The sequence below is a fragment of the Hyphomicrobium zavarzinii ATCC 27496 genome, assembly GCF_000383415.1.
Lineage (GTDB): Bacteria > Pseudomonadota > Alphaproteobacteria > Rhizobiales > Hyphomicrobiaceae > Hyphomicrobium_C > Hyphomicrobium_C zavarzinii.
This window is the reverse complement of sequence record NZ_KB911257.1, coordinates 572,981-599,150: the sequence shown is the minus strand read 5'-3', so window position 1 is coordinate 599,150 and position 26,170 is coordinate 572,981. Positions and strand designations below refer to the sequence as shown.

Annotated in this window: 26 protein-coding genes; 8 read left to right on the top strand and 18 right to left on the bottom strand. The window is 62.1% G+C overall.

Annotation, left to right across the window (positions count from 1 at the left end):
- Nucleotides 1–148: 148 nt before the first annotated feature.
- Nucleotides 149–1,174 (bottom strand): alpha-ketoacid dehydrogenase subunit beta, encoded by a 1,026-nt coding sequence (locus F812_RS23480; RefSeq protein ID WP_051113798.1) that lies wholly within the window; start codon nucleotides 1,172–1,174, stop codon nucleotides 149–151.
- 14 nt (nucleotides 1,175–1,188) lie between these two features.
- Nucleotides 1,189–2,199 carry a thiamine pyrophosphate-dependent dehydrogenase E1 component subunit alpha gene (locus F812_RS0110720; protein ID WP_020085977.1) on the bottom strand — a complete coding sequence of 337 codons (1,011 nt, stop codon included), beginning with the start codon at nucleotides 2,197–2,199 and terminating at the stop codon, nucleotides 1,189–1,191.
- 203 nt (nucleotides 2,200–2,402) lie between these two features.
- Here F812_RS0110720 and F812_RS0110715 point away from each other — a divergent pair, with 203 nt between their 5' ends.
- On the top strand, nucleotides 2,403–2,636 hold the full coding sequence (locus F812_RS0110715; RefSeq protein ID WP_020085976.1) for a hypothetical protein: 234 nt from the start codon (nucleotides 2,403–2,405) through the stop codon (nucleotides 2,634–2,636).
- Between the two features lie 147 nt (nucleotides 2,637–2,783).
- Here F812_RS0110715 and F812_RS0110710 read toward each other — a convergent pair whose 3' ends face one another.
- Nucleotides 2,784–3,086 (bottom strand): putative quinol monooxygenase, encoded by a 303-nt coding sequence (locus tag F812_RS0110710; RefSeq protein ID WP_020085975.1) that lies wholly within the window; start codon nucleotides 3,084–3,086, stop codon nucleotides 2,784–2,786.
- A 100-nt stretch (nucleotides 3,087–3,186) separates the two neighbouring features.
- Between F812_RS0110710 and F812_RS0110705 the strand changes: the two genes are divergently transcribed.
- On the top strand, nucleotides 3,187–4,167 hold the full coding sequence (locus tag F812_RS0110705; RefSeq protein WP_020085974.1) for a GlxA family transcriptional regulator: 981 nt from the start codon (nucleotides 3,187–3,189) through the stop codon (nucleotides 4,165–4,167).
- Nucleotides 4,168–4,246: 79 nt separating this feature from the next.
- Here the strand turns inward: F812_RS0110705 and F812_RS0110700 are convergent, their stop codons facing one another.
- The 3 genes from F812_RS0110700 to F812_RS0110690 form a co-directional block, all read right to left on the bottom strand.
- Nucleotides 4,247–5,302: a hypothetical protein gene (locus F812_RS0110700; protein ID WP_020085973.1), complete on the bottom strand. Its 1,056-nt coding sequence runs from the start codon at nucleotides 5,300–5,302 to the stop codon at nucleotides 4,247–4,249.
- Between the two features lie 312 nt (nucleotides 5,303–5,614).
- Nucleotides 5,615–6,853, bottom strand: coding sequence for an MFS transporter (locus F812_RS0110695; protein ID WP_020085972.1), 1,239 nt, complete (start codon nucleotides 6,851–6,853; stop codon nucleotides 5,615–5,617).
- Nucleotides 6,847–7,341 carry a MaoC family dehydratase gene (locus F812_RS0110690; RefSeq protein WP_020085971.1) on the bottom strand — a complete coding sequence of 165 codons (495 nt, stop codon included), beginning with the start codon at nucleotides 7,339–7,341 and terminating at the stop codon, nucleotides 6,847–6,849. Before F812_RS0110690 ends, F812_RS0110695 begins: the two co-directional genes overlap by 7 nt.
- A gap of 297 nt (nucleotides 7,342–7,638) precedes the next feature.
- On the opposite strand from F812_RS0110690, the gene F812_RS0110685 reads away from it, so the two are divergent.
- Nucleotides 7,639–8,304, top strand: coding sequence for a TetR/AcrR family transcriptional regulator (locus F812_RS0110685; protein ID WP_083929157.1), 666 nt, complete (start codon nucleotides 7,639–7,641; stop codon nucleotides 8,302–8,304).
- 11 nt (nucleotides 8,305–8,315) lie between these two features.
- Here F812_RS0110685 and F812_RS0110680 read toward each other — a convergent pair whose 3' ends face one another.
- From F812_RS0110680 to F812_RS0110640, 9 genes are all read right to left on the bottom strand, one after another.
- On the bottom strand, nucleotides 8,316–8,930 hold the full coding sequence (locus tag F812_RS0110680; RefSeq protein ID WP_020085969.1) for a GTP cyclohydrolase II: 615 nt from the start codon (nucleotides 8,928–8,930) through the stop codon (nucleotides 8,316–8,318).
- 17 nt (nucleotides 8,931–8,947) lie between these two features.
- Nucleotides 8,948–9,514: a c-type cytochrome gene (locus F812_RS0110675; RefSeq protein WP_020085968.1), complete on the bottom strand. Its 567-nt coding sequence runs from the start codon at nucleotides 9,512–9,514 to the stop codon at nucleotides 8,948–8,950.
- Nucleotides 9,501–10,766 (bottom strand): sulfite dehydrogenase, encoded by a 1,266-nt coding sequence (gene soxC / locus F812_RS0110670; RefSeq protein ID WP_020085967.1) that lies wholly within the window; start codon nucleotides 10,764–10,766, stop codon nucleotides 9,501–9,503. Before soxC ends, F812_RS0110675 begins: the two co-directional genes overlap by 14 nt.
- Nucleotides 10,767–10,989: 223 nt before the next feature.
- Nucleotides 10,990–11,469, bottom strand: coding sequence for a riboflavin kinase (locus F812_RS23475; protein ID WP_020085966.1), 480 nt, complete (start codon nucleotides 11,467–11,469; stop codon nucleotides 10,990–10,992).
- 117 nt (nucleotides 11,470–11,586) lie between these two features.
- The gene (locus tag F812_RS23470; protein ID WP_020085965.1) at nucleotides 11,587–12,105 is read right to left on the bottom strand and encodes a flavin reductase family protein; all 519 of its coding nucleotides are present in this window, start codon (nucleotides 12,103–12,105) and stop codon (nucleotides 11,587–11,589) included.
- A 36-nt stretch (nucleotides 12,106–12,141) separates the two neighbouring features.
- Nucleotides 12,142–13,323 (bottom strand): 3,4-dihydroxy-2-butanone-4-phosphate synthase, encoded by a 1,182-nt coding sequence (ribB, locus tag F812_RS0110655; protein ID WP_245257665.1) that lies wholly within the window; start codon nucleotides 13,321–13,323, stop codon nucleotides 12,142–12,144.
- A 26-nt stretch (nucleotides 13,324–13,349) separates the two neighbouring features.
- The gene (gene sfnG, locus F812_RS23465) at nucleotides 13,350–14,468 is read right to left on the bottom strand and encodes a dimethylsulfone monooxygenase SfnG (RefSeq protein WP_040498103.1); all 1,119 of its coding nucleotides are present in this window, start codon (nucleotides 14,466–14,468) and stop codon (nucleotides 13,350–13,352) included.
- 88 nt (nucleotides 14,469–14,556) lie between these two features.
- Entirely contained in the window at nucleotides 14,557–15,105 is a 549-nt protein-coding gene (locus F812_RS23460; RefSeq protein ID WP_156827359.1) for an NAD(P)H-dependent oxidoreductase, read from the bottom strand.
- A gap of 261 nt (nucleotides 15,106–15,366) precedes the next feature.
- Entirely contained in the window at nucleotides 15,367–16,665 is a 1,299-nt protein-coding gene (locus F812_RS0110640) for a porin family protein (protein WP_026868032.1), read from the bottom strand.
- 778 nt (nucleotides 16,666–17,443) lie between these two features.
- Here F812_RS0110640 and F812_RS0110635 point away from each other — a divergent pair.
- Nucleotides 17,444–18,880: an LLM class flavin-dependent oxidoreductase gene (locus tag F812_RS0110635; protein WP_020085960.1), complete on the top strand. Its 1,437-nt coding sequence runs from the start codon at nucleotides 17,444–17,446 to the stop codon at nucleotides 18,878–18,880.
- 173 nt (nucleotides 18,881–19,053) lie between these two features.
- Here the strand turns inward: F812_RS0110635 and F812_RS0110630 are convergent, their stop codons facing one another.
- The gene (locus F812_RS0110630; protein WP_020085959.1) at nucleotides 19,054–19,365 is read right to left on the bottom strand and encodes a polyhydroxyalkanoic acid system family protein; all 312 of its coding nucleotides are present in this window, start codon (nucleotides 19,363–19,365) and stop codon (nucleotides 19,054–19,056) included.
- Between the two features lie 93 nt (nucleotides 19,366–19,458).
- Nucleotides 19,459–20,565: an extensin-like domain-containing protein gene (locus F812_RS27005; RefSeq protein WP_245257664.1), complete on the bottom strand. Its 1,107-nt coding sequence runs from the start codon at nucleotides 20,563–20,565 to the stop codon at nucleotides 19,459–19,461.
- Between the two features lie 437 nt (nucleotides 20,566–21,002).
- Here F812_RS27005 and F812_RS0110620 point away from each other — a divergent pair, with 437 nt between their 5' ends.
- The 4 genes from F812_RS0110620 (at nucleotide 21,003) to F812_RS0110605 (ending at nucleotide 24,947) form a co-directional block, all read left to right on the top strand.
- Nucleotides 21,003–22,097: an SGNH/GDSL hydrolase family protein gene (locus tag F812_RS0110620; RefSeq protein WP_020085957.1), complete on the top strand. Its 1,095-nt coding sequence runs from the start codon at nucleotides 21,003–21,005 to the stop codon at nucleotides 22,095–22,097.
- A gap of 131 nt (nucleotides 22,098–22,228) precedes the next feature.
- Entirely contained in the window at nucleotides 22,229–23,323 is a 1,095-nt protein-coding gene (gene ada, locus F812_RS0110615) for a bifunctional DNA-binding transcriptional regulator/O6-methylguanine-DNA methyltransferase Ada (protein WP_040498204.1), read from the top strand.
- Nucleotides 23,324–23,380: 57 nt separating this feature from the next.
- Complete coding sequence (locus F812_RS0110610; RefSeq protein WP_020085955.1) at nucleotides 23,381–23,857, top strand: anthrone oxygenase family protein; 477 nt, start codon at nucleotides 23,381–23,383, stop codon at nucleotides 23,855–23,857.
- A 208-nt stretch (nucleotides 23,858–24,065) separates the two neighbouring features.
- On the top strand, nucleotides 24,066–24,947 hold the full coding sequence (locus tag F812_RS0110605; protein ID WP_020085954.1) for a hypothetical protein: 882 nt from the start codon (nucleotides 24,066–24,068) through the stop codon (nucleotides 24,945–24,947).
- A 14-nt stretch (nucleotides 24,948–24,961) separates the two neighbouring features.
- Here the strand turns inward: F812_RS0110605 and F812_RS0110600 are convergent, their stop codons facing one another.
- On the bottom strand, nucleotides 24,962–26,125 hold the full coding sequence (locus F812_RS0110600) for a phosphoserine transaminase (protein ID WP_020085953.1): 1,164 nt from the start codon (nucleotides 26,123–26,125) through the stop codon (nucleotides 24,962–24,964).
- Nucleotides 26,126–26,170 lie beyond the last annotated feature (45 nt).

Genomic DNA, 26,170 nt, shown 5'->3' with positions numbered 1-26,170 from the left:
GCCCCGGCCGGCCGGCGAGGTCTGGGCGTGAAATTTGGCGAAGACCGGCCGCAGACGACAGCGTCCGCCTGCCGCCCACACCGAGCCGCCACGCCGTTCGCACCGAAGCGCCGGCAGATCTCGCGCCACGCCGATCCAACGCACGCGCCTAGGACAACATCTCGCCGCCTGCCATCGCCTGCCGGCGAGGAGAGGCGGCATTCGCCTCGACCAATCCGAGCGCCGCACGCACGATCTCAGCCTTGCCAGGCCGCAGCGCGTCCTCGAGCGGTGGCGAGAACGGCATCGCCACGTCCCCCACCGTGACGCGGCACACCGGCGCCTTGAGGGCCGCGAACGCGCGCTCTCCGGCGATCGCCGAGATATAGCTCGCCGCGCCGCAGGTGTTGTGCGATTCGTCTGCGATCACGAGCCGTCCCGTCCGCGAGACAGAGCGCAGGATCGCATCCTCGTCGAGCGGAAACAGGGTGCGCGGATCGATCACCTCGGCCTCGATCCCCTGCGATGCGAGCTCGTGAGCCGCCAGCAGCGCCTGCTTCACCATGCTGCCGATGGCGACGATCGTGAGATCGCGCCCCTCGCGCTTCACCGCCGCCTGGCCGAGTGGCAGCACATAGTCCTCATCATCCGGCACGGGATACTGTTCGCGGCTGCGCCCCGCCGCCTGCAGGAACACGACGGGATTGTCGTCGCGGATTGCCGCCTTGAGCAGGCCTTTGGCATCGCCGGGATCCGACGCCACCACGACCTTCAATCCGCCGAGGTTCATGAGCGCCGGATAGATGCAATCCGAATGCTGTGCGGCCGTCGCTTTCCCGCCGCCGATGACACCCATGTACACGAGCGGAAGCTTGACCTGACCGCCGGTCATGTAGCGAAACTTCGCCGCCTGGTTCGCGATCGCGTCGAAGCCCGTGTAGATGAAATTGCCGTACATCAGATGGCACACCGGACGATATCCCGCGGCCGCAGCCCCCACTGCCATGCCGCTGAGAAGCGCTTCCGAGATCGGCGTATTGCGGACGCGGGAAGCACCGAAGCGCTCGGATAGGCCGGCCGTCTCGCCGAACATGCTCGCCTCCACATCCTCGCCAAACACGAGAACGCGGGCATCCCGCTCCATCTCCTCCGCCAGCGCCTCCTGGATGGCCTGCACCATGCGTCTTCTGGACATGCGCAAACTCTCCCTCACGCAAACATGAAATCTTTGGCGCCCGTCACATCGGGCCACGGCGCCGCCTTGGCCGCTTGCTTCGCCCGAACGACTTCGTCCTGCACTTCGCCCTCGAGATCGTCGAGGTCTGCGGCCGTCGCAAAACGATGCGCGATCAGCGCTTCGCGGAACCGGCGGATCGGGTCGGCGGACCTCCTCTCTTCAACCTCCGCGTTCGTACGGTAGGTCTTGCTGAGGAAGGCCATCTCCTGCTCCATGTGGCCGCGAAGCCGGTAGGTCTCGAACTCGAGCAGAATCGGCCCGCCACCGCCGCGCGCATGAGCCACCGCCTCTTCCGCCGCGAGCCACACCGCTTCGAGATTGTTGCCGTCCACCGTGCGATGCGCCACGCCGAACGGCACAGCACGCTCCGCGATCCGTCCCGAGGTCACCGTCGCACTCGGCGAGAACTCGGCGAATCCGTTGTTCTCGCACACGAGGATGAGAGGCAGCTTCCAAAGCGACGAGAGATTGAGCGTCTCCATCAGCACGCCCTGGTTAGCCGCGCCGTCACCGAAGAACGCGACCGCGATGCGGCCCGTGCCTTCGAGTTGCGCGGCCCACGCCGCGCCTGCGGCAAGCGCGAGGCCGCCCGCCACGATCCCATTCGCGCCGATGATGCCACGCGAGAAATCGGCGACGTGCATCGAGCCGCCGCGCCCGCGGCAGATGCCCGTTTCGCGGCCGAATACTTCCGCAACCAGGGCCGCCGTATCGCCCCCCTTGGCAAGAAAATGCCCGTGGCCGCGATGCGTGCTCGCAATCCAGTCTGTCTCCGCGAGGTGATCGCAGACGCCCACCGCGATGGCCTCTTGCCCCACATAGAGATGTACCGGCCCCGGCAGCTCCGCGGCGAGCGAGGCGTTGCCGAGCATTTCCTCGACCTTCCGGATGAGCAGCATCTTGCGGTAGAGGGCGAGTTGCTTGTCGATCCCGAAAATGGGCTTCTGGCACGCCACAAAACTCTGAGAGCGGGTTAGCTGCATTGCATATCATCCGGAACAAAAACCTTTTTCGGATGTACACGCGGAGCAGCAGCCCAACTTGCCCCAGGTCAAATTAAACGACGGAAAGTCGTTTGCGTTAGGGCGTTAAAGACAAGCTCCGTTTACATTCTTTTTCTGCGACGTTTGATTTCTGTACGGACTTGCCCCCAAATCATTCCCAGTCATCGAAGGTTTGGTGGGCCATGAGGAATATTGCCGGCTGGCGGATACAGGTGAGCCCTCAGTATTGCTACGACAGCCTTACGCCTCTTCAGTTCTTTGACGTGCCGGTGAGCGACGACGCAGCCGCCATCTCATTCATCCGGAATAGACCCGACGCTTCCCCCGGCGAGCGCGTCTATGCGGTGCGGCCGCTGACGCCCGACGAGCTTGCATCGCGCGCCGGGCAGGGTACCTCTCTCAAGACTTCATCCTGAATTGAGCCGCGCGGCTGATTTCGCGAAGCGATCCTTAGTGCCCCGCTTTTGCCCGCTGGAGCGCGAGCCATGGGCATAGTATACTGATCGGTACACATGAGAAGAGACCGGCCGGAGCGAACCCGGCCGGCTTTGGTGTGCCAAAACTCAAGCTGTGACCTTTGCGGCCATAACGTCGACTTTCTCGATCTTCGGAGCCACCGCCAGCAGCTTGTCCGCATTCGCAAGCAACGCGGCCGCGATAGGGCCGTTGAGGTGCTCGAGCCGGCCATGGTCACACTCGAACGTATCGAAAATGCCGAACGTGGAGGAGTCGAATTGAAGAGCGAACCAAGTCTTGGTGAAAGACTCTTTTTCGGCCAACGGCAACGCGCTTTCCAGGAACGACTTGAGTTCAGCCTCCATGCCGGGTTTGGCTTCGAGGCGGACGAAGATTGCTTTCTTGCTCATGGTGTCTCCAGCTTTCTGAGATGGGAATACCCGAGATTGATAGGCCTCGCCCCGCACCCGCGGAATTGCGGAACCGGACATATTCGATGGGTCCACGGCCATGCGAATTGATCTGTTCGTTCTCGATGGCGTCTTCGACACCGGGCTCGCCGCCCTGCACGACACCCTGCAACTGGCGCGGGATCTGGCCCGCGAGAACGCAGCGCCTCTCCCGGGAGGCGATCTTCAGGTTCGCCGGATCGGCATAGCGGAAAGCGCCAAAACTGCAGCCGGCTTGATTGTACCGACCGAGGCGGCAGAGAGCATCGAACCGCCGGACGTTGCGATCGTCCCCGCCATAAGAGCGACCTCGCGCGAGGCGATCGACGACGTTCTCAAGCGCCCTGATGTAAGCGAAGCCGGAACCCTGCTACGCCAATGGCACACCGCAGGCACGACAGTCGCCGCCGCCTGCACGGGCACCTTCGTTCTGGCGGAAGCGCGGCTTCTGGACGGACTGCCCGCCACCACGAGCTGGTGGCTGACCGACTGCTTCCGAACGCGCTATCCGCGCGTCAGGCTCGTTGAAAACAGCATGGTGTTGGATGCAGGCGCGGTGATAACCGCCGGCGCCGCGTTGGCGCACTTCGACCTCGCCCTGTCCTTGATCCGCCGCAGCAGCCGCACACTGGCTTCGGCGGTAGCCCGCTATCTCAGCATCGAGGATTTGCGCTCGACCCACGCCGCTTTCGTCATGCCCGATCAGGTCCGCAACCACGATCCCGTCGTCGAGCGCTTCGAAAGCTGGGCGCACGACAATCTCGCTTCCGGCTTCTCCCTGTCTCGAGCCGCAAGCGCCACCGGCACGAGCCCGCGCACCCTCACACGAAAGCTCAGGAGCGCGCTCGGAAAATCACCCCTCGAAGCGTTTCAGGACGCGAGAATGGCGCGCGCACTCTTCCTCCTCAAGATGACGAGGACGAACGTCGATGAAATCGCCGCCGAGGTCGGTTATGCCGATAGCGTTTCATTGCGTCTTCTCCTCAGGCGCAAGCTCGGTTGCAGCATTGCCGATCTTCGTAAAAACGGCGCGTCCAAATAGCATCCGCACCCCATCGAGAAAAAAAGAATGCCCGGCCAGAAGGCCGGGCATCCGAGTGTCGCGTAAGAGGAGGAACAACTCACGCGACATCATCCCAAGTTCCCGGCGTCTTTTGACCGGTCCACAAATACGGAGTTGTGAGACCCGTCCCGAACACCAGGGGAAACACGAGCGACCAGTTCACGCCCATGTAGGCGTAGGTCAACAGCTCTTCCATGCTCGAAAACACAGGGCCGACAAGCCGCACCAGAAGGCTTGCGACGATCACGTCGAGCACGAGATAGAACACGCACGCCAGCAGGCCGCCCCACGGCATCGCTATCTTCGAGAAGGGCCAGTTGTGCGTGATAATCGGCAACGCATAGTTGATCGACGTCGCCGTCATGAAGCAGAGCAGCCAGAAGCTGTCATCGGTGAAATGACCCATCGACCAGAAGGCCGAGATCGGCGACTTGGTGAAATCCCAGTAGCCGGCGGCGGCCGAGATCATGAACACCAGCGCAGCGGTCGAGAACAGCATCGACATGATGACAACCGCCTTGCCCGGCTGCGGCAAGCCGCGCGCGAGATAGCTCACGGTTCCGGTTCCAAGACCGACGAGCAGGAACGGGAACCACCACGCCGGAACCCATTTCACGGCCGAATGCGTGATGAGATAGGTGAGCCCCGTGAACAGGATGAGGTGAATGAAGAACTGGCGCGCTGGAGGTAGCGAGGCGACGAGGAAGTTTGCGCCCGCAAAGCAGAAGAACGCCATCAGGAACCACGTGGTGCCAACCAGCGGAAAGATGCCGTCGCCACCCGGTCCAATGAGGTGAATGAGCTTGGCGCTCCACCAGCCCAAAAACCACGAGACCGCGACCACCACGATGCCGCGCGTAACGGGACTCTCGATGAAGTTGAAGGGCCAGAACGAGGAGACGACAAAAAAACAGACCCACCATGCGGCGAAGATCTGCCACGTTACGTTATCGAGCCAGAACGACTTGGCGATCTCCTCGCCTTGCCAAGGCCCGATCGGATAGTTGGTGACCCAGAGGTTCACCAAGAAGCACGAGATGATCGAGGCGGCATAGATCCATACGAAGCCGCTTAAGGCCTCTTTGGGCCGATACGGCGCAACTTCCGCGGACATTACGTTTCCTTCCCAATATGATTTTATTCGCCGCGCCCATCTTCGGAGCGCATGCAGACGCGTGTCCTCGACGGTGCAGATGCGCCGACATCCACCTCTCGCGAAGATTTGAGCTGATTGCCGATGGCGAAGACGCACGTACTTCGTCTTCCCGGGTCACCATCGGCAGGTGCGCAGGTCCCAGCCCGCATCGACCACTTGTGTATCGACCGGTACATATTGAGCGAAGGACGCGCAATGATCAAGAAAAATGGCGCATGCAGAGAGCCCGCATGCGCCATTTTTTTTTGAAACCGTAACCTGGCAGGCCGGCTAGCGGCGCCCCTGCGCGATCTTCTCCGCCTGAGGCAAACGGCGGAGCGCGAGCATCGCGATGGTGCCGATGATCGGGCCGGGAACGAGCAAGACGAAGGCCCACTGCCATCCACCGAGATAGTCGGCGAAGCTCGGCAGGGCCCGAATGGCAATGACGGTTAGCGCAAACCCCAGCCCGAGTTGGAGAGCAAGGCTGGTTCCGACGAAAGAGGAATCGCCGACCTCCGTGACGATCGCGGAAAACTGCGCGGAATCGCCGATCACGCTGATGCCCCACACGATCGAGATCGCGAGCAGTATCCACAACGGCCCGGCGAACGCGAAGCCGATGAGCAAGGCACACGTGCCGGACGTAGCCATCATGATGGAGGTCGTGGCGGTGCGTCCGATGCGATCGGCCATGACCCCGCCGACGACACACCCGATGAACCCTGAAGCAATCACGAGAAACGTCGTCATCGACGCCGCCGATGCGCCGAGCCCATGCGGTTCGAGAGCCGCGTGAATGAAGGCGAGGAACCACCCCCACATCGCATAGAGCTCCCACATGTGCCCGAAGTACCCGATGTTTGCGAGCATCACAGGCTTGTTTCGGAGCACATCTCCGAGCTGACGCGGGTTGAACGTGGCCTTGGGATACGCGGACGGGCCTTCACGGGCGAAGAGCGCCATGAGAGCAGCCCCGACCAGCGTCATCACCGACGTGCCAACGACCACGACCTGCCAGTGCAGTCCCGTCGTCGTGGCGCGAAGAAGGTGCGGAAATGCCGATCCCAGCGTCAGCGCGCCGATGACGATGCCGAGCGCCAATCCGCGTCCCCTGATGAACCACGTCGAAATCAGCTTGAGCGCGGGTGGATAGATCCCGGCCAGCGCCACACCGGTCAGAAAACGCAGTGCGATGGCCGCTTCCGCACTAGGTGCCGCAAGAAGCAAGAGGTTCGCCCCTGCCGCGATCGCGGCCGACGTCGCCATCAGCGTCCGCGCGGCGACGAGATCCGGCAAATTGACAAAGCTCGCCCCGAGCGCCCCCGCGACGAATCCGATCTGTACCGCATTCGTGAGCCAGGTCGCCGAGTCGTCGGTGAGCGACCAGACCGCCTTGAGCTCGCCCACGATGGCCGTTGCCGAAAACCACGTCGTCATCGAGAGCACGATCGCGAGGCTCAGGATCGCAAGAACGCGCCAGGGACTGCCGGCTTGTACCGGGGGCCGTGTGTCGGTGGAGGTCAGCACTTACGAGCCCCGTTGTTATCGGCTGCGGAGGCGGCTGCGATGTCCTTCAGCGCCGCGACATAGACCGTTGCCGTGCCCGAGAGGCACACGTTTCCCTGTTCGTCGAAGATCCGGGTCGCAAGCTCGCAGATGGGCTTGTCGTCGCGAGCGGCCGTGACCTCGACCTCCGCCGTAATCTCTTCGCCAACGCCGACTGCGCGCGAAAAACGCCAGTTTACGCTGAGAAACACCGTTCCGGGGCCTGGCAGGTCTTCCGCGACGATGGCGTTGAGCAGTCCCGAGGTAACGCCACCTTGCACAATAATCTTTCCGAACACGGATTTAGCGGCCGCCGCTTCATCGTAGTGAAGAGGATTGTAGTCACCGGTCATCTCGGAGAAGCGGGAAATGTCGGCACGCTCCGTTCGCCTTGAACGGCGGGCAACGGCTCCCACTGCGGGCTTGCCCTTGATTGTGTGCTCCCAGACGGATGAGATCGTCGTCGTCAAGCAGCAACCTCCCAGATTTGTGTGCTTGTTGTTCTTAAGTTTGTACCGGCCTGGACCACGCATGCGGACTCAGCCGAAATTCAGGTATGCTCCGAACGTGATTGGCGTGGGCGTCGTGTACCGCCTCTGCATCTTCACGGGGGGTTTCTAGCTTCCCGGACGTTGCCGAACGGTCCATGGTCAATTACGAAGTTTGAACGAACCGCGCTCGGCCACCTGCTTAAGGAACATCCTGTGTCTCGCTCAGACCTGAAAACTCCCAAAAAGCGCGGCCAAGCCGCTAAAGAACCAACTATCATGAATGTACCGACTAGTCCACACACAGAGGCGGACGATACCGAGGGAGTCGGGGGAGACAAAGGTCGTAAAAATTCAGGCGCCCAGCAATTCGAGCGCATCAAGCGGATCGCCGCTGAATTGTTTGCCACCCGGGGCTATCGCGCGGTCGGCGTCGCGGAAATTGGCGATGCCGTCAAATTGGGGCGCGGCGCGCTTTACTATCATATCAGCAGCAAGGAAGACCTGCTCTTCAGTATCGTAGTGCGATACATCGAGGATTTGGTCATCAAGGGCCGCGAAGCCATCGAAACGGAGCCGGATCCCGCGAAGCGGATTTACATTCTGAGCCGGCAGCTGATGACCACGATTTTCGCAAATCTTCCCGAAATGACGGTCTGTTTCCGCGAGGCGGACTGCCTGACAGGACAGCGCCACAGAATAGTCTCGGACCTCCACCAGTCCTACCAGGACGTCTGGGCCGCGACTCTGCGGGAAGGCGAGAAAAAAGGGCGGTTTCGCCATCTCCCGAGCATCGCCATCAAGGGCGTGCTCGGCATGTACTTCTACAGCTTCCTATGGCTGAAGCCCGGCGGGCGTCAATCGGCGATCGAGATCGCGGACACGTTTGCCGACATGACCTTGGCAATCGCCGAAGGGCGGCCGAAGAAGCCCTTCAAACCGTAGCGACTTCATTTTCAGATATCGTGAGACATTCTTTTCCGTTTGGTGCGAATGTAGCGCTCGTTGTACCGGTTTGATGCGCTTTTGAGAGGCGCACACTTATTTACCTGTATTCCGTTTTTGACGAGCGCGGATTTCTTGAGCGGATTTCCGGAAAGCAGCGTCACGGTCCGAAATCCGATGTCTCTTAAAACCCACGCAGCGAACTCGTAATCGCGGGCATCGACGGGCACGCCGATCTCGACATTCGCCTCGATCGTATCCGCCCCGCGATCCTGACGGCCATACGCCAGGAGCTTCTTGTAAAGACCGATGCCGCGCCCTTCCTGATAGGGGAGGTACACGATCGCCCCAAGCGGGGCGGTACAGATCGCATCCAGGGCGAGTTGAAGCTGCTGATAGCAATCGCACCGGAGGGAATGGAACACATCTCCCGTCACGCAACCGGAGTGGAGTCTGACGATCGGCACCACGTCCGGGTCCGCCTCTGGGCTGCGATGGATGAGCGCCAGTATTTGCTCATGCTCGTTATTGCCCTGATAGGCATAGGCATCGAGCAGAACCTGCCGTCCCCGATGATCGATCGGAAGCGTGGTGACGGCAGGTCCCTGAATGAGCCGCGTGGACATGGGCTGGGACGGATGCGCTACTTGTCGGCACCGGCGCGATAGATCCTGAGATCAGGACCCGATCCGTCGTAGAAGCCGTTGGCGTTCGGCATGACGACCTTGGAGAGCGTCTCCGCATCCATGCGCACGTCCTGGCCCACGATTTTCCCTTCCGCGAGGATATAGGCGACGAGGGAATAGACTTCGTCGGCCGTCAGCGATCCCGGCTGATCGAACGGCATGGCGCGCCAGATGTAGTCGAACAGCGTGCTGGCCTGTGGCCAATAGCTTTCGACAGTCTTGAGAGGCTTCTCGCTTGCGAGCGTTCCCCGCCCCCCGGCCAGCGGAGGCCCCGCCATATCGCGATTGCCTTCGAGCTTCTCGCCATGACAGTAGAAGCACCGCTGATTGTAGACCTCGCGCCCATGAGCGACCGTACCCGAGCCGGCCGGCAGCCCGATCCCTCCCGGCTGAATGGAGAAGAACGGCTTCAGGTCTTCCGCGGAAACAGGCGTACCGATCTCGTGGCTGCGCTCCTGCGCCAGCGCGGGAGAAGCGAGGGTACAAGCGGCAACGACGGCCGCGGCGAGCCTAGATGTGTACATTCGAAACGCTCCCGTCGGCGCCGATCGCCCAGCTTTGGATGGCGTTGTAATGGTAGATCGCATTCTCTCCCCTGAGCGGGATGAGCTCTGCGCGGGTCGGCTGCACGTAGCCGGTTTCATCGGTACAGCGGCTTTGCAGAACCACCGGCTTCCCGTCCCAATGCCAGGGGAAGCTGAAACGCACGGTGCACATCGGCTCGGGAACATTATCGATGCGGGCGGGCAGCCACGTCGCACCCTTGTCGAGCGAGATGTCGACGGCATGAACGCGGCCCCGTCCCGTCCAGGCAAAGCCCTGGATCATGTACTGGCCGGGCTTCGGAAGCATCATCTCCCCGGACGGGAAGGTGATCACCGACTTCGCATCCATCGCGAGCGTATAGAGTTTCGCGCGGCCGTCCTTCATGAGGTCGGTGTACGCGGAAGTCTCTTCGCGCGTCATGAACGGACGGTCGCTGACCTGTAACCGCCTGAGCCACTTGATATGCGTATTGCCCTCGAAGCCGGGAAGAACGAGGCGGAGCGGATATCCCTGCTCCGGCCGCAATGCCTCTCCGTTCTGCCCGTAGACAATGAGCGCATCCGACAGCATCTTCCCGATCGGGATGCTGCGCGTCATGACGGCGGCATCGGCACCCTCGGCCAGAACCCACGCCGCGTTGTCCTTGAGGCCAACGGCGCGCGCGAGCGTCGCGAACGGAACACCCGTCCACTCCGAGGTGCTGAGCAATCCGTGCGTGAATTGAACGTTCTTGCCCTTCGGTTTCGACCACTCGCTCAGCGTGTTGCCGGAGCATTCGATGAAATATTTGCGCGTGACTGACGGAAGACGCTTCAGCTCCGCGACCGAGAACTTCTTCGCCACATCGACGAGCCCGTGCAGGAATAGATCGTGCCGATCCGGATCGATGACCGGAATGCCGCCGTGATGGCGCTCGAAGTGAAGGCCCGAGGGCGTGAGATTGCCGATCGTCGATGCGAGCGGCGTGAACGTCCAGGACGTGATGTCGCTCGGATTGTCGGCCTTGACGCGCACTTCCTTCTCGAACTGCGAGCGCGTGCCGTAGCCATGATCCTCATGCACGCCGCGTCCCGGCACCTTCGTCGAATCCTCGGGAACATCGTAGAGCGCCGCACCGGGCGGCGCCTTCGTATCGGCCGCGGCGCGGCTGCCGATCAGGCCGGTTGCCGCCGTGGCGGCAGCTCCCGCAAAAAGAAGTTTTCGGCGGCCAAGATCCACACTCGGACGCATACCCTCCTGACATGGGCACGGCTCGGCCGCGGCAGCCTGCTCATGTTGCAAACGATCTCGCGTCACCGCGCTCCCTCCTGGCTATTCTTCATGTACCGCTCGGTACATACTTATCGCAAAACAACCCGGGGTTCAATCGATCTTGAGATCGAAAGCAGCCCCGGATCACGACGCCGGAGAGGAATCTAAAGGCTTGGCGATGCCCGGGAAGGCAACGGCGCGCTCAGCACGCAGCAACCTCGATGCCCTCGCGAAGAAGCTCGCGAGCCATCCTGCAGTCGGTTGCCATCTGCTCTTTGAGCGCGTCCACGCTGACGAATTTCATCTCGGGCCGCTGAAACGCGACAAAGGCCACGTTCATCGACGCCCCGTAGATGTCGTGATCGAAATCGAACAGATGAACCTCGAGGCGCGGCGCGCCGTCGTCGAACTGCGGCCGTGTGCCGAAGCAGGCAACCCCTTCGTGACACGCTCCCCGCACCGTGGCCCGGACGGCATAGACGCCATGCGCGAGAGGAGTATCGGGGCTAAGCACGAGATTTGCCGTCGCAAATCCGAGCGCCCGTCCTCGCTTGTCCCCGTGCACCACCGTTGCGGTGATACCCCAAGGCTGCCCAAGCAGAAGCGTCGCGCCGGTCACATCGCCACGCTGCAGGCGCGCTCGTACCATGTCGGGCATGGCCAGCGCGTTCGCGCAAGCCATGCCCTCCGCACGAGCGTCGTGTCCAGGTCTCGTTTGATTTCGTTCTGACATCGCCACACTCTCAGCGCCGGCAGTAAGCCGGCCGAACTCCGTTTCGATGGTTGCGTGGCACACGGGCTAGATGTGGGCCACCTGACCGTAGCGTGCATCGTGATAGACCAGCGGCGGCGTCTCCTCGGTTCCCGTCCCGAGCACACGCCCCACGAAGATGGTATGCGTCCCCACACTCATCTTTTCGACGATCTTGCACTCGATCTGCGCAGAAGCGCCGTTGATCAGCGGAACGCCGCTGTTCGTCACGCTGTGATCGACGGTCGCGAACTGATCCTCGCCCTTCCCTGCAAAGTGCTCGGCGATATGTTTCTGGCTGTCGGCCAGAACGTTCACGCCAAAGTAGCCTTTGCGATCGATGTGCGGATGCGTCCGCGTCGACTTGTTGACGACGATCAGGATGGTGGGAGGGGTCGCGCACACGCTGCAGACGGCGGTTGCGGTGAACCCGTGAAGCTTCCCTTCCCCCTCAGTCGTGATCACGGTCACGGAGCCCGCGAGTTGGCGCATGACCGAGCGAAAGGAGTCGGCGTCAACCCCGCCCTCGCCACCGCTGACGAGGTTGCGCACGAAGTTCGTAATCATAAAGAGTTTCTCCGTTGGAAGGTGACGCTCCCATCGTCACATCTGCTCTTGTCCCACGACGTTCAGTCCGTAGCCCTCGATGCTCACCAGCGTCTGCTCCCGGTTGGACAGCAGGATCAGGTCGCGAATGCCGACATCTCGCAGGATCTGCGCACCCACGCCGTACTCACGCAGTTCCGGCCCCGGCCGCGAGTGCGGGCTACCGTTGAGTATTCGCTGAGAGAGTGCCGTCGGGCGCCCATCATTGATGATGACGATCGCCCCCCGGCCACGCTTGAGAATGCGATGCATCGCGCTGCTCAAGCCTTCGCCATCCCGCCCCAGGATGGCATCGCCCACGAGATCGTGGCGATGCAGACACACCATCGTAGGTCCGGGCTTCTTGAGATCGCCCTTCACCAGCAGCACGTGCTCTCCGTGCTCGACGGTGTCGCGGTAGACGTGGAGTTGCCATTCTCCGAACGCGGGATGATGGATGCCCGAAGCGGCCACATGCTGGATGAGCCGCTCCGTGCGCAGGCGATAGGCGATCAGATCCGCGATGGTGCCGAGCTTGATCTGATGCTGGCGCGCGAACTTCTTGAGATCGGGCAAACGCGCCATCGTCCCGTCGTCGTTCATCACCTCGCAGATGACACCCGCGGGGTTGAGGCCCGCGATCCGCGCCACGTCAACCGCTGCTTCGGTGTGACCGGCGCGGACCAGCGTACCGCCCTCACGCGCAATCAATGGAAAGATGTGACCCGGGCTCACGATATCGCGCGCCTGACACTCGGGGTTGATCGCGACCGCGATGGTGCGCGCGCGATCGGCCGCAGAAATTCCCGTGGTGACCCCGTTACGGGCCTCGATCGAAAGCGTGAACGCTGTCTGCAGACCGGGACCGGGAGACTGAACCATCGCGGAAAGCTTGAGCTCCGCGACCCGCTGAGGCGTCAGCGCCAGACAGATGAGGCCGCGCGCATGCTTGGCCATGAAGTTCACGACTTCCGACGTCGCAAACTGGGCCGGGATGACGATGTCGCCTTCGTTTTCTCGGTTCTCGTCGTCCACGAGTATGAAGCAGCGGCCGGCACGTGCTTCTTCGATGATCTCCTGGGCTGAGCTGATCTCGTCGCCGCGAGCGTTTGGATGCGTGATCATGAAGTTCATAAGGGGTGTACCCTTCTCAGCAGAACCGATGCCTTCCGAGTTCAGTTTTACGGACGTCTTCTGCATAACGCGCTTCCCGTCCTCGCCCCCGGTCACAATGCGATATCGAGTGGACCGGGCGGATCCGCAAGCTCGAGCTCCCGGACCAGAGGAATAATACGCTCCCCGAAGAAGCGCGTCTCCTCATGAAAATGCAAGAAACCGCATAGGATCATATCGACGCCATTCTTGCGAAGCTTGTGTATTTTCCGGGCAATCTGCTCCGGCGTGCCGACGAGGTTGGTCCGGAAGCCGTCATTGTATTGAACGAGGTCGCGCTCGGTCGAATCCGCCCACATGCCCTTGCGTTCGGGGCTCGCGAGCCCGGCCTCCTTCACGTCGTCCTTGAAGCTTGCGATCGCGACGTTGTCCGCCGCCGCGATGACCCTGTCGAGCTCGCTGCGCGCCTCGGCTTCCGTCTCCCGCGCGATGATGAATGCGTTGACGCCGAACTTCACGCGGCGCCCGGCCGCGAGCGCCATCCGCGTCACGTTCTGGATCTGCGCGCGGTGAGCCTGCACCGTGTTGCCGTTCATAAAATACCAGTCGGATACGGCCGCAGCCATCCGTTGCGCGGCGAGCGAATTGCCGCCTTGGAAGATCTCGGGCATGGGGCGGCCGGGAAGCATGAGAGGCTTCGGCTTGATCGTGTAATCACTGATCGTCCAGTGCTTCCCCTTGTAGGAGAACCCGTCCTTCGACCAGACGCCGCGCAGGATCTCCACGAACTCCTGAGAGCGCTCGTAACGCTCGTCATGGGGAATCCACGGCACGCCGAGCGCGTCGAATTCCTTGCGATACCACCCGCTGGCAACATGAAGCGACCAGCGTCCGTTGAAGATCTGATCGGCAGTGGCACCGTGCTTGGCCATCACGCCGGGATGAAAAATTCCGGGCAGAACGGCGGTGATGATGTTGAGGCGTTCCGTGCTGGCCAGCAACGCGGCCGAGAACATCACCGAATCGTGCTGATACTCGGCGCCATAGCTCCCCATGAAACGGATCTGCGTCAACGCGTAGTCGAAGCCGACCTCTTCCGCGATTTTGACCAGGCGAACGTTATAGTCGAGGCTCCAATCCGTCCGCTGAGGCAGCTTGCTCACCACGAGCCCGCCGCTCACGTTCGGCACCCAATGCGCGAATTTCATTGGCGTGACATCAGTCTTACGCATTGCGTTTCCCTAAGCGAATTTCAACAGGCCGCACCGGTATCGTCGAACGACGGGCGCAGCCGCACCACAGTGCGCTATGTCCTAACGCTCAACTTGCCTGAGAGAGTTGGCGGCGGTCCGCACTACCAAACAGTCCAACGACTTCATGGACGACACGGTCGATTCGCGCGCGAAGCAGCTCGTTCGCGATTGCGCCGTCCCGCACATCGTCACCCACGCCATAAAGCGTGGTCGGCACCGTAAGCATGGAGAAGAAACTCATCAGCGGGCGAAGCTGATGCTCGAGCACCAGCGCGTGCATCGCGCTTCCGCCCGTTGCGCAGAGCACGACCTTGCAACCCTTCATCGCTTCGATATCGACGAGATCGAAGAAATGCTTGAGCAGACCCGTGTAGCTTGCACGAAAGATGGGTGTTCCAACGATCAGAAGGTCGGCGCGCTCTGCAAGCTCGAGCGCCTTCGCTCCTTCGTTGGAAATATCCGAGCGGGTGAGCCCGCTCATGATGTCCTTGCCCGCGAGAGATAAAGAGACCTTGTTGTCCTCCACCGGCAGCGCACGCGCGATCGCGTCTCCCACCGCATCGACGAGAACGCCCGTGCGCGACTGCGCTCTCGGACTCCCGTTAATCCTCACCATGGAGAGCATCGGCATTTTCTCCCAGAACTTCTTCGGTCTCTCACATTCGAGGCGGAGACATTGTTTGTATCGATCGGTCCATAATGATGCCATTTCGACGATGAAGCAAGAGGGAACAGGACAGTTCGACGCAGATTCACCATCATTCGATGCGCTCCCCACACAAGCGCCCAAGCAACGGGCACCTTCACATACGTGCTCAAAAAAAAGCCCCGCCGTGCGAATGCACGACAGGGCTGCCGCAGTGGGAGCTAGGTGCGACTAGAAGTTGATGAAGCCACCGAAAACCACGGTCGACATGTTTTCGGTTTGGACACCGGGGACGTCGACTTCGTGTTCGCGATAACGGAGCCAAACGGACATGGCGGCTGCATCGATTTCCTGAACGACGCCGAGGCCCCAGAATGTCGCCTCCGAGCCGCGCGCGACGCGGCCCACGTCGTCCGTGGCATCGCCGGGCGTGCCGCCATCGTTCACGATGAAGGCACTGTCGTTAGCGTGCAGATACTCGCCATAGGGAATGGTGGCGCCGATCGAGGTCGGATGAAGACGAATGCCGCTCTTGATATACCAGGTATCCGTGGCCGGATTGTTGAGCGGATTGACGTCCTGATCGAGATGACCCCAGGCACCGTGCGCGAACCAGCCCGACGGGTTGTGCTGCAAGTAGATGCTCGCCTGCGTGTACTCGAGATTGCCGCCCGGAGGCGCGCCCTTCGCAGCGTCCGTCGTTTCCGAGTAGGTCGCGAGGGCCTTGAAGGTGAATTCGTGGAAGTTGGAGTTGATGTAACGGAGCGCAACCGCCCAGTTGTCATCCGCACCCCACGACGCGCTCGCCGAGAACCCGCCGATGGTCGGCGAATCGTAGCGCACCACGTTGAGCGGAACGCCGTTGCAATCGCCGGGTCCACCGCCGTAACCACGGCACGATGACGCGTTACCCCAGATCAGCGAGTCGCCCGCGGCGAAGTTGCCGCGCACGAAGAAACCGAACACGTCATACGCCACCCAATAGCCCGCCTGCAGAGTGCCCGAGCTGTCGAGTGCGACGACAGCGCTGTCATCCGCGGGCGACTGCATGCCGACGCTCAAGCGGCCAAGCTGCTCGCTCTTCGCAAACCAATACGAATAGAGCACCTGCAGCGAGTTGGGACCACCACCCGAAAGGGCCGCGCCACCGCTGCTGACGTTCTGATTAGTCGTGTAGACGTCGCTCGTGATGAGCTCGACGTGCAGCACGTAACCCACCGAGAAGTCTTTCGTGACTTGGGCGCTGCCGGTGAAATTGACGTTGCTGGCGTAGGCTGTGCCGAGACCAGTGACGTAGGTGTTGGACTCGACGCCATCGTCCCAATGAACGATCTGCTCCGTCACCCAACCCGAGATTTTCAGAGAAACCTTACGGTTTCCCTTTTTTGCCGTTGTCGCTTCCAGCTCTGCAATGCGCTCTTCCAAGTCCGCACAGCAATTCTGGCCCAAATCCGCCGCACGAGCAGAAGAAACGCCAAGCAGGCAGCCCAGTCCGGCTGCAACAGCCGTTAGTGTCTTAGTTTTCGTCATAACCTCCCCCAAACGAATCTCCACGATTCGATCAGGATCATAATCAATTATACCGATCGGTCCATCCGCGATTGCGAGGAGGGCCGGTCAGGATGCCCGCCACGATTTCCGCATCGCCTGGCCCCACCCCGGGGCGGCTCATAAATCGCGCGACATACAATTGATATTTATATATTATTTTAACAACGTCGACGCAGGACGCGGCCCCGCTGCCCTTGTGCATAGACGCGCAAAACACCCTCAAAATTCGCCTCTCCGGGAGAGGACATTGGCCGCGTTTGACGTCCAAGTGTGGCCGCCGCGCATCAAGCAGGCGACCCCGAGCCTTGAGACTGCGAAGCGGAAGGAGACCGAAACAAAGAGACAATAAGGAAGCTTTCGAAGAGCGAATTCGCACCCTTTCTCCTAGCTCGATTCATTTGCCGAATTCCGTTTCAAACCCATTCGTCAATTTCCCGCCCCTGACGCATCGAGCGCCCCGCAGGCGCTCGCGAAACCGCACATCGCCCCTTGCGCTTCTCCGCTAACGCGGCTAAATGGACCGGTCGGTACATCAAGATCGGACCGCACGATGGACGGGCATGAGAGACCTCACGTCTCTCGGTGGCGCGCACAGACTGCGTTGGATGGAGAGCCGGCGCAGCCTCGGGCAATGGACCGTACGGCCCCGTGGATTGGGCGGTCGGCTCAGAGGCTGCGGACAAGCAAAAACAAGAAGGCGCGACATTCGCGAGCGCCTTCACGGCAAAGCGAAACCACTACGCACCGAGGAAACGCAATGAAGAAGCGGATTATTTTGAACTGTTTCGATATGACGTGTGTGAGCCACCAGGCGGCTGGCACGTGGCGTCACCCGTCGAGCCAGGCGTGGGACTACAACACCATCGACTACTGGACGAACCTCGCGAAGGAGCTCGAGCGCGGCTGCTTCGACACGCTCTTCATCGCCGACGTCGTCGGCGTCTACGACGTCTACCGCGGATCGGCTGAGGCAGCTCTGAAGGACGCCGCCCAGGTTCCCGTAAACGACCCCTTCGGCGCCATCTCCGCCATGGCAGCCGTGACCGATCACGTCGGCTTCGGCGTCACCGCAGCCGTGACGTTCGAGCATCCCTACCTGCTGGCCCGCCGTCTCTCGACGCTGGATCACCTCACCAAGGGCCGCGTGGCCTGGAACGTCGTGTCTTCCTACCTGAACAGCGCCGCTCTCAACATCGGCATGGACAAGCAGATCGCTCACGACGAGCGCTACGACATGGCCGAAGAGTACATGGAGGTCATGTACAAGCTCTGGGAGGGCTCGTGGGAGACCGGTGCCGTTCACCGCAACAAGGAGACGGGCGTCTTCACTGACGGATCGAAGGTTCACCCGATCCGCCACGAAGGAAAATACTACAAGGTTCCGGGCTTCCACCTTTGCGAGCCGTCGCCGCAGCGCACCCCTGTCATCTTCCAGGCCGGCGCATCCGGCCGCGGACGCCGCTTCGCCGCGCGTCACGCGGAAGGCATGTTCATCCTCGCCACCAGCGTCGAGCAGGCTCGGGCTATGACGAAGGACATCCGCGATCTCGCGGAGAAGGAGGGCCGCCCGCGCGACTCCGTCAAGATCTTCATGCTCTACACCGTCATCACCGGCGCAACGGACGAAGCGGCTCAGCGCAAGTACGAGGAATACCTCTCTTACGCGAGCCCCGAGGGCATGCTTGCGCTGTACGGCGGCTGGACCGGCCTCGACTTCTCGCAGCTCGAGCTCGACGAGCCGCTGCGCGCAATCGAGAACGACAGCCTCCGCACGACGCTCGAATCGCTCACGGGCGGCGACGGCGGCAAGCCGTGGACCGTTCGCGAGGTCATCAGAAACCGCTGCATCGGCGGCCTCGGCCCGGTATTCGTTGGCGGACCGAAGAAGGTTGCCGACGAGTTGGAGCGTTGGGTGGACGAAGGCGGCATCGACGGCTTCAACCTCGCCTACGCTGTGACCCCCGGCACGACGACGGACTTCATCGACTACGTCGTTCCCGAGCTGCGCAAGCGTGGCCGCGTCCAGACGTCGTACAAGGATGGCACGTTCCGTCAGAAGCTGGTTGGAACGCCCGACGCCTACGTCGAGCCGAGCCATCCGGCCGCGAACTATCGCGGTGCTTACGCCGGCAAGGAGAGCGTCGCGAGCAGCACGATTGCCTCGAAGCACAAAACACCCGTTCCGGCGGAGTGACGCTTCAGCGTGAGTAGGAGGGGGTTGCCTCGCCCCCTCCTGCGAATACCGCTGCTTAAGAACCCGTCCCCGATGAAGCAGCGGTAAAGCTGCTAAGCCCAGGCGCTCTCCCAATCGCCTGGGCTTAGTCTTTGTTCACGACGGTCTTGGATGAGGCGCGCGGCGCGCGCAGGCTACTTTTTGTGCTCGAGCAGCACCTGTCCCTTGGACTTGATGGCGTCCTGGATCGCTTCGGCGAAACGCTGCAGCAGCCAGGGCAGCGTGATCTCGATCCGGACGTCCTTCTCCGCGACGTCGACCGACCCGAATGCCTGCTGCCCCATGGCGCTCATGCGAAAGGTCATGGTGTCGCCCGTCCAGACCTCCTCGTCGAGCTTCAGCATCGGCAGCGTCGACGTCGCCTTGGTCAAGCCGTTCTTGAGCCGGTTGGTGGCTTCCTCCTTTCCGAGGCTGTGGGGAATGGTCACCAAAAGCGGCCGGGACATGCAATCTCTCCATCGGACATCGGCATTCTGATAACGCTTCACTAGGCATAGCGTTCAATGGCGGCAAGCCCAATTGCAGGCGCCCCTGCCCGCTTACTCGCAGTAGCCGCGCCCGCGCCGGGAAATGAGATCGAGGTGGAAGTGGTTGCGGTGGGGATCGTTGGCCTCCGGGCCCATCACCGTGCCGAACTCACCGCACGCGCCACCATGGATCGAGCGCAGGAATTGCGCCTCCTTGGTCGGCTTCTGAGCCTCTGCCGGCTTCTCCGCGGGCTCCGCCGCAACAGCGGACTTCTTCTGCGCCAAGAGAGGCTTCTGAGGTATCGGCGTCAAAGAGGCCTGGGTCACCTGCTTCGCGAGCTTTTCACGGCGCCCGGGAACCGCCTCCGTAGCCGCCGTATCCTTCGCCTCGGCTACCGTACTCTTGGATGACGCCTGCTCCTTGTCGCCGACCTTGGCTTTGTCCTTCCTCTTTGCCTCGGCTTCAGCCTTCGCCTTGGCGCGCTTGGCCGCCGCCTGGATATCGCGAACCGTGGGGCCCCATCCTTTGAGCACCGAAATGTAGCGTCCGTTCGCAAGCCCGAACCCGCCGATGTCGATCGCATTGGCGAGCGCGTGCTGGCTCAGCCGCGCATTGGGAAGATTGTAGATGTTGCGGCACGAGTACCCCGACGCGCCGACCACGCGGGTCACGGACGAACTGAAACGCGCCCGCGCATTCGGCTGCAACGTTGTCTTCGCCCACTTGCCGAGCGCCGCCACCATGCGGCAGTTCACCTGCACCGGCGGATCGAACACGACTTTCGGGTCCGAGCCGATGCTCTTGAGGAGCACGGGAGCCGGCAAGCCGCACTCGCCTTTCTTGATGGACTCCATCATCTCGAACTCTGCGGCCATTCCGGAGAGGAGATGCATGCACTGCTCGCGGCCGCGAACCACCTCCTCCTGCGGCCACTCGTCCTTGACGTCCGCAGTCTCGACCGCGGGAGACGGCTCTGCGGCGGACGAAGCAGGCTGAGGCGCTCCCGGCGAGACGACCGCAGGAGAAGAGGGAGCGGGAGCGGCAACGGGGGGAGGAACGGGGGATAGCTCGCGCAGGGACGGATGCCCCGGAAGCGCCACGAGCAGAAAGACGCCGGTCAGCATCAAATGCGACAGGCCAGCCGACAGGGCCGGAATAGGTTCTTCTCTTCGTGTCATGGCCATCCGATTGCCAGTTCCGAAAAGATTGCCGCCGTAAAGCCCCGCACGAGCAACGAACTTACACCCAGAGCATCTAAAGATCCGTTAGAGCGGACGAAATAGTCTTAGATATGTCAACACCCTATCTCGCAGGCGCGCCCGCGCCTCGGCGGGCGGGGATATCCCACGGAAACCAGAGCATTTTCCGCCCCTTCGCGGGGGTCCTGGCGAGCACGCCTGCGAGGCCCCGCATCCGCCTCCGTCGAGAGGCGGCCATCGCTTTAAGCAGGAAATGGCAAAGTCGTTGCGAACTCTCCGCCCCCGTTGCTCTAGTCGGCAAAAGTGAAGTTCGGGGCCAAGCAAGAAAAAGCGGCCGAATAATTCCGGTTACTTTCGGCCCCCGCGAAAAGCCCGACGACAAAAACTCAGACCATGCAAAAGCGATCGAGGGGAGCATGAACGTTCTCAAGGTAGCAGCCGTCAACGTGCTGGTGCTGTTGCTCGGCCTCGTCGTGGTCGAGCTGGTCTTCGGAACGTGGTTCTCCGAGGTGCACGCGCTTCACCAGTTCACGAAGCCGCGCAACGTCCACCTCGTTCACAAGAACCCGCTCTCCGACACGCCGCCTGAGATCCGCTACACGCGCGACGACAACGGCTTCCGCGGCCTCGACACGTCGGTCGACAAGATCGACCTCATCACCGTCGGCGGCAGCACAACGGACCAGCGATGGATCGACGACAGCGAAACCTTCCAGGCCGTACTTAAATCCCAGTTCAAGAAGGACGGAAAAGACATTCACGTCGCGAACGCCGGCATCGACGGCCAATCGACCTTCGGCCACATCCACAATTTCTCGTCTTGGCTGAAAAACATCGACGGATTGAAGACGCGCTACATCCTCTACTACGTCGGCATCAACGACATCATGAAGACCAACCCCGACGGCACGTTTGACACCATTGCCGCCGACAACTCGCGCCTCAAGCTCCAGCTCTTCATCCGCGAGAAATCCGCGCTCTATCAGTTGTATCTGATTTCGCGCCGCATTCTCGTTCCCGACAAATACGATCACTCCCTCGACCGCCGGAACATCGCGACGGACGGCCCGTTCACCACCAAGGGAAATATCAGGGACTACAATCTGCCGGAATTCACCGCGAGCCTGAAGGCGCTCGATGAGCGCATCACGGAGCTTGCCTCCCTCACGCGGGCGCTCGGCGCGAAGCCGATTTTCGTCACTCAGCGCAGCGCGCGCTGGAAGTCGGCCAACGGCGAGATCGTGGGCATCAGCGACTACAAGCCGGACTTTCACGAGGAAGCCTTCAGGAAGTTCGGCTCCGTCAACGGCGTCGATATCTACAACATCGAGCGGCGCATCGCGGATACCGTCCTGACGGCCTGCGGGAATGCCGGCGCCATCTGCCTCGACCTCATGTCCGAGATTCAATTCGATATCGGACAGGATTTCTATGATCCGATCCACACGACGCCCGCAGGTTCACGCGTGATCGGAGAATATCTCCACGAGCGGCTGAAGCCCCTCCTCTAGCGTTGCGCGCAAGCCTCCGAGGAAGCCCCGCCAGGCGATCCCCACTTTTTCGATTTCACAGCAAGGATCGGAGTGCCGAAAGGCGAGCGACGTCCTAATCTTCCGGAATGCGAACCAAGGACGCCCCGGAAATGGTCACCACGCGCAGCAAACGCTCCCCGGAACCGGCAGCAGACCAGAGCGAAGCTCGCTTCTGGCAAGCCGTGACCGCGCGCGACAGGGCCTATGACGGAACGTTCTACTACTCCGTGGCGACGACCGGCGTGTACTGCCGCCCCTCCTGCCCCGCCCGTCGCGCGAACCGCGAGAACGTCCGCTTCCATGCCACGTGTGAGGAGGCGGAGGAGGCGGGCTTTCGTCCCTGCAAGCGATGCAGGCCCAGGGAAGCCTCGCTACACGAGATCCACGCCGCGAAGGTCGCGGCCGCCTGCAGGCTCATTGAGGAGGCTGACGAGACGCCCTCGCTCGACGAGCTGGCCCGGGCGAGCGGTCTCAGCCCCTATCACTTCCACCGCGTCTTCAAAGCCGCAGTGGGCATCACACCCAAAGCCTACGCCGCAGCCCATCGCCAGAAGCGCGTCCGCGACAGCCTGCAAGGGAGCAGCTCCGTGACCGAAGCCATCCACAAATCCGGTTTCAATTCGTCTGGCCGGTTCTACGCCAACTCCAGTGATCTACTCGGCATGACGCCCTCGAGCTTCCGCGCTGGCGGCGCCAATGCCGAGATGCGCTTCGCGGTCGGTCAATGCTCGCTTGGCGCGATCCTTGTTGCCGCGAGTGCAAAGGGCGTCACCGCCATTCTGATGGGCGACGACCCCGCGGGCCTCGTCCGCAGCCTGGAGGACATGTTTCCGAACGCCACCTTGGTCGGCGCAGATAAGGCTTTCGAAGACGTCGTCGCCAAGGTGGTGGGGTTCGTGGAGAAACCCGGCTCGAGGCTCGACCTGCCTCTCGACGTGCGCGGCACCGCGTTCCAGCATCGCGTGTGGCAAGCCCTTCGCCAGATCCCTTCAGGCGAGACCGTGAGCTACGCCGAACTCGCCCAGCGCATCGGCAAACCGAAAGCCGTCCGGGCCGTCGCGTCTGCCTGTGCGGCCAACACCATCGCCGTCGCCATTCCCTGCCATCGCGTGGTGCGCACCGGCGGCAGCCTCTCCGGCTACCGCTGGGGCGTCGAGCGCAAGCGGAAGCTCATTGCGCGGGAGGCGAAGCAGAAAACGAAATAGGGTAGGATCATCGCATCGAAGCCGGCAGAAAAGACCGGCGCGAGATGGAGGCCGCCCATGGAAAGCCTGCTCGTTGTCCTGACGTGGCTATCGGCCCTGGGCTGCGCGCTGGTGGCGGGCGTGTTCTTCGCGTTCTCCGCTTTCGTGATGAGGGCGCTCGCGCAACGGCCTGCGCCAGAAGCGATCGCAACCATGCAGGCCATCAACGTCGTCGTCGTGCAGTCGGCCTTCATCGCCGTGTTCGTCGGCACAACCGCGACATCGGCATTTCTGGTGCTTATGGCGGTGCTGAAGAGCGGCGACTCGCGCGCGCCCTGGTGGCTCGCAGGCGGACTTCTCTACGTGGCCGGAACCTTCGTCCTCACAATCGCGCGCAACGTTCCGCTCAACGACGCCCTCGCCCGCTGTGATCCTCCATCCGCCAAGGCGGTGGACCTCTGGTCCCGCTATCTCAAAGAGTGGACGTGGTGGAACCACGTGCGCGCCGCTGCCTCCCTCGCCGCGACAGCAGCCTTCGTTCAGGCGCTCAAATAAACGGTTCGCCCGCTTCGCCTGACAGTCCAAGCCATACCGCGCGCTCAGCTTTCGCGTCGCACAACGCACAGGTGTCAGCGAGCTGTCAGAATTCCCTTGTTATTGCCTGATAATCCCGAATAACTCGGGACAATTTCCCCATTAAGGGATGCGTAGGGGAGCGATGCGACCAGAGAGATTAGCCACGTGTGCCCTCATTGCGAGCGGCATGTCGCTCGCGAGCTGGCCCAGTTTCGCCGGTCCTGCGGTCGGGCAGTTCGAGGTCAAGACCTTGAACTCCGAGCCCGGCGAGATCGAGTTTCAGAGCCAGAATGCGTACGCTTTCGGCAACCCCCGGCGCAAGGTGGTACGCGACGCCAGCGGCGAGCTCGAAGCCGACCACAACTCCCTCTCCCGCCAGCGCAACGCACTCGAGCTCGAATTCGGCCTTACTCCGTTCCTGAAAACGCGTATAGGCGTCGAGTACGAGAAGGAGCGGCGCGAAGACCCCGAGACGCTTCGCCACGCGGAAGGCTACGAGAACCTCAAGCTCGACGAATACGCCGCCGAGGTCATCTGGATCATGATCCCGCGCCGCGGCGACGGCTTCAGTCTCGGCGTCGTCGTCGAGTACGAGCAATCCGCTGAAAGCGGCAGCTCGCGCACGATCAATGCCGGTCCGATCCTCGAATATGCGAGCGGCCCGTGGCACCTGAGCCTGAACCCCACGCTCATCAAGTTCCTCGGCGGCGAGCGTAACGACGCCGGCGAGAAGGACGAGAAGATCGACTTCGGATACGCCACACAGCTCAAATACCACTGGTCCGACAGCGTCGAGCTTGCACTGGAAGCCTATGGCACCGTGGATCGCATCGGCGGAAGCGGCGGGCCCAGTGAGGAAGCGGCCTCGTTCGGCGACTTCGACCAGCATCGCATCGGACCGGTCGTCTACTGGTCTTTGGGCCCCGACTTCTGCGCCACGCGAGACACCACGGAGAAGAGGGACGACGACGAAGGCTCCGAGGTCGTGCTCGGCATCGGCGCCTTGTTCGGCCTCAACAGCACGACGCCGGACACCACGCTGAAAGTCAGCTTGGAAGCGACCTTCTGAGATCGCGTAACGTCCTACCTGAGCTTTTCCTTGCCTGCCGAGAAGGCCCAGTCGAGCCAGGGCGTGAGCGCTACGAGATCACCCGTCTCCACCGTGGCACCCGTCCAGATCCTGAGACCCGGCGGCGCATCGCGATAGGAGCCGATGTCGAAGGCCACGCCTTCCGCCTCGAGCCGCAGTGCCAGCGCCTTCACGAAGGCCGCCTGCTCGGCAGCGGGAAGCGCCAGGACCTCGGGATCGACGATCTTGAGGCAGACTGACGTGTTGGACCGCGTTGCCGGATCGATCGCCAGATTGGCGACCCACGGCGTCCGCGCGATCCAGTCGAACAGCACACCTGCATTGGCGTTTGCCCGCGCCATCAAGCCCTGCAGGCCGCCAACGGTTTCGGCCCAGGCCAGCGCATCCAGATAATCCTCGACGCATAGCATCGATGGCGTGTTGATCGTCTCGCCCTCGAAGATCGCCGCATCGACCTTACCCTTCTTCACGAGGCGGAACAGCTTCGGCAGCGGCCAGGCTGGCGTATGGCTCTCAAGCCGCGCAACGGCGCGCGGGCTCAGGATCAGCATGCCGTGCGCACCTTCCCCGCCCAGCACCTTCTGCCAGGAATAGGTGACCACGTCCGCCTTCGCCCAATCGATCGGCTGCGCGAAGATCGCGCTCGTCGCGTCGATCAGCGTCAACCCTTCGCGATTATCCGCAATCCAGCGGCCATCGGGAACGCGCACGCCGGACGTCGTCCCGTTCCAGGTGAACACGACATCGCGCGAAAAATCGACCGCGCCGAGATCGGGAAGCGCGCCATAGTCCGCCTCGATCACGCGCACGTCCTCGACGCGAAGATGCTTGACGATGTCGGTGACCCAACCTTTGCCGAAGCTCTCCCATGCCAGCACATCCACGCCCCGCGCGCCCAAGAGCGACCACAGCGCCGCTTCGAACGCACCCGTATCGGAGCCCGGCATGATGCCGATGTGATAGTCGGCCGGCAGGCCCAGCAGCTCGCGCGTTTTGCTGATCGCGAGCTTGAGGCGCGCCTTGCCCTCCTTCGAGCGATGAGATCGGCCCAGAAACGCATCCCCGATCGCGTCCGGATTCCACCCGGGACGCTTGGCACAAGGCCCTGAGGAGAAACGCGGGTTCGAGGGGCGCTGAGAAGGCTTCGAAAGCGTCATGAGGCAAGCGATCCGGTTTCGATGAAAATCTGGAGGCAGCGAACG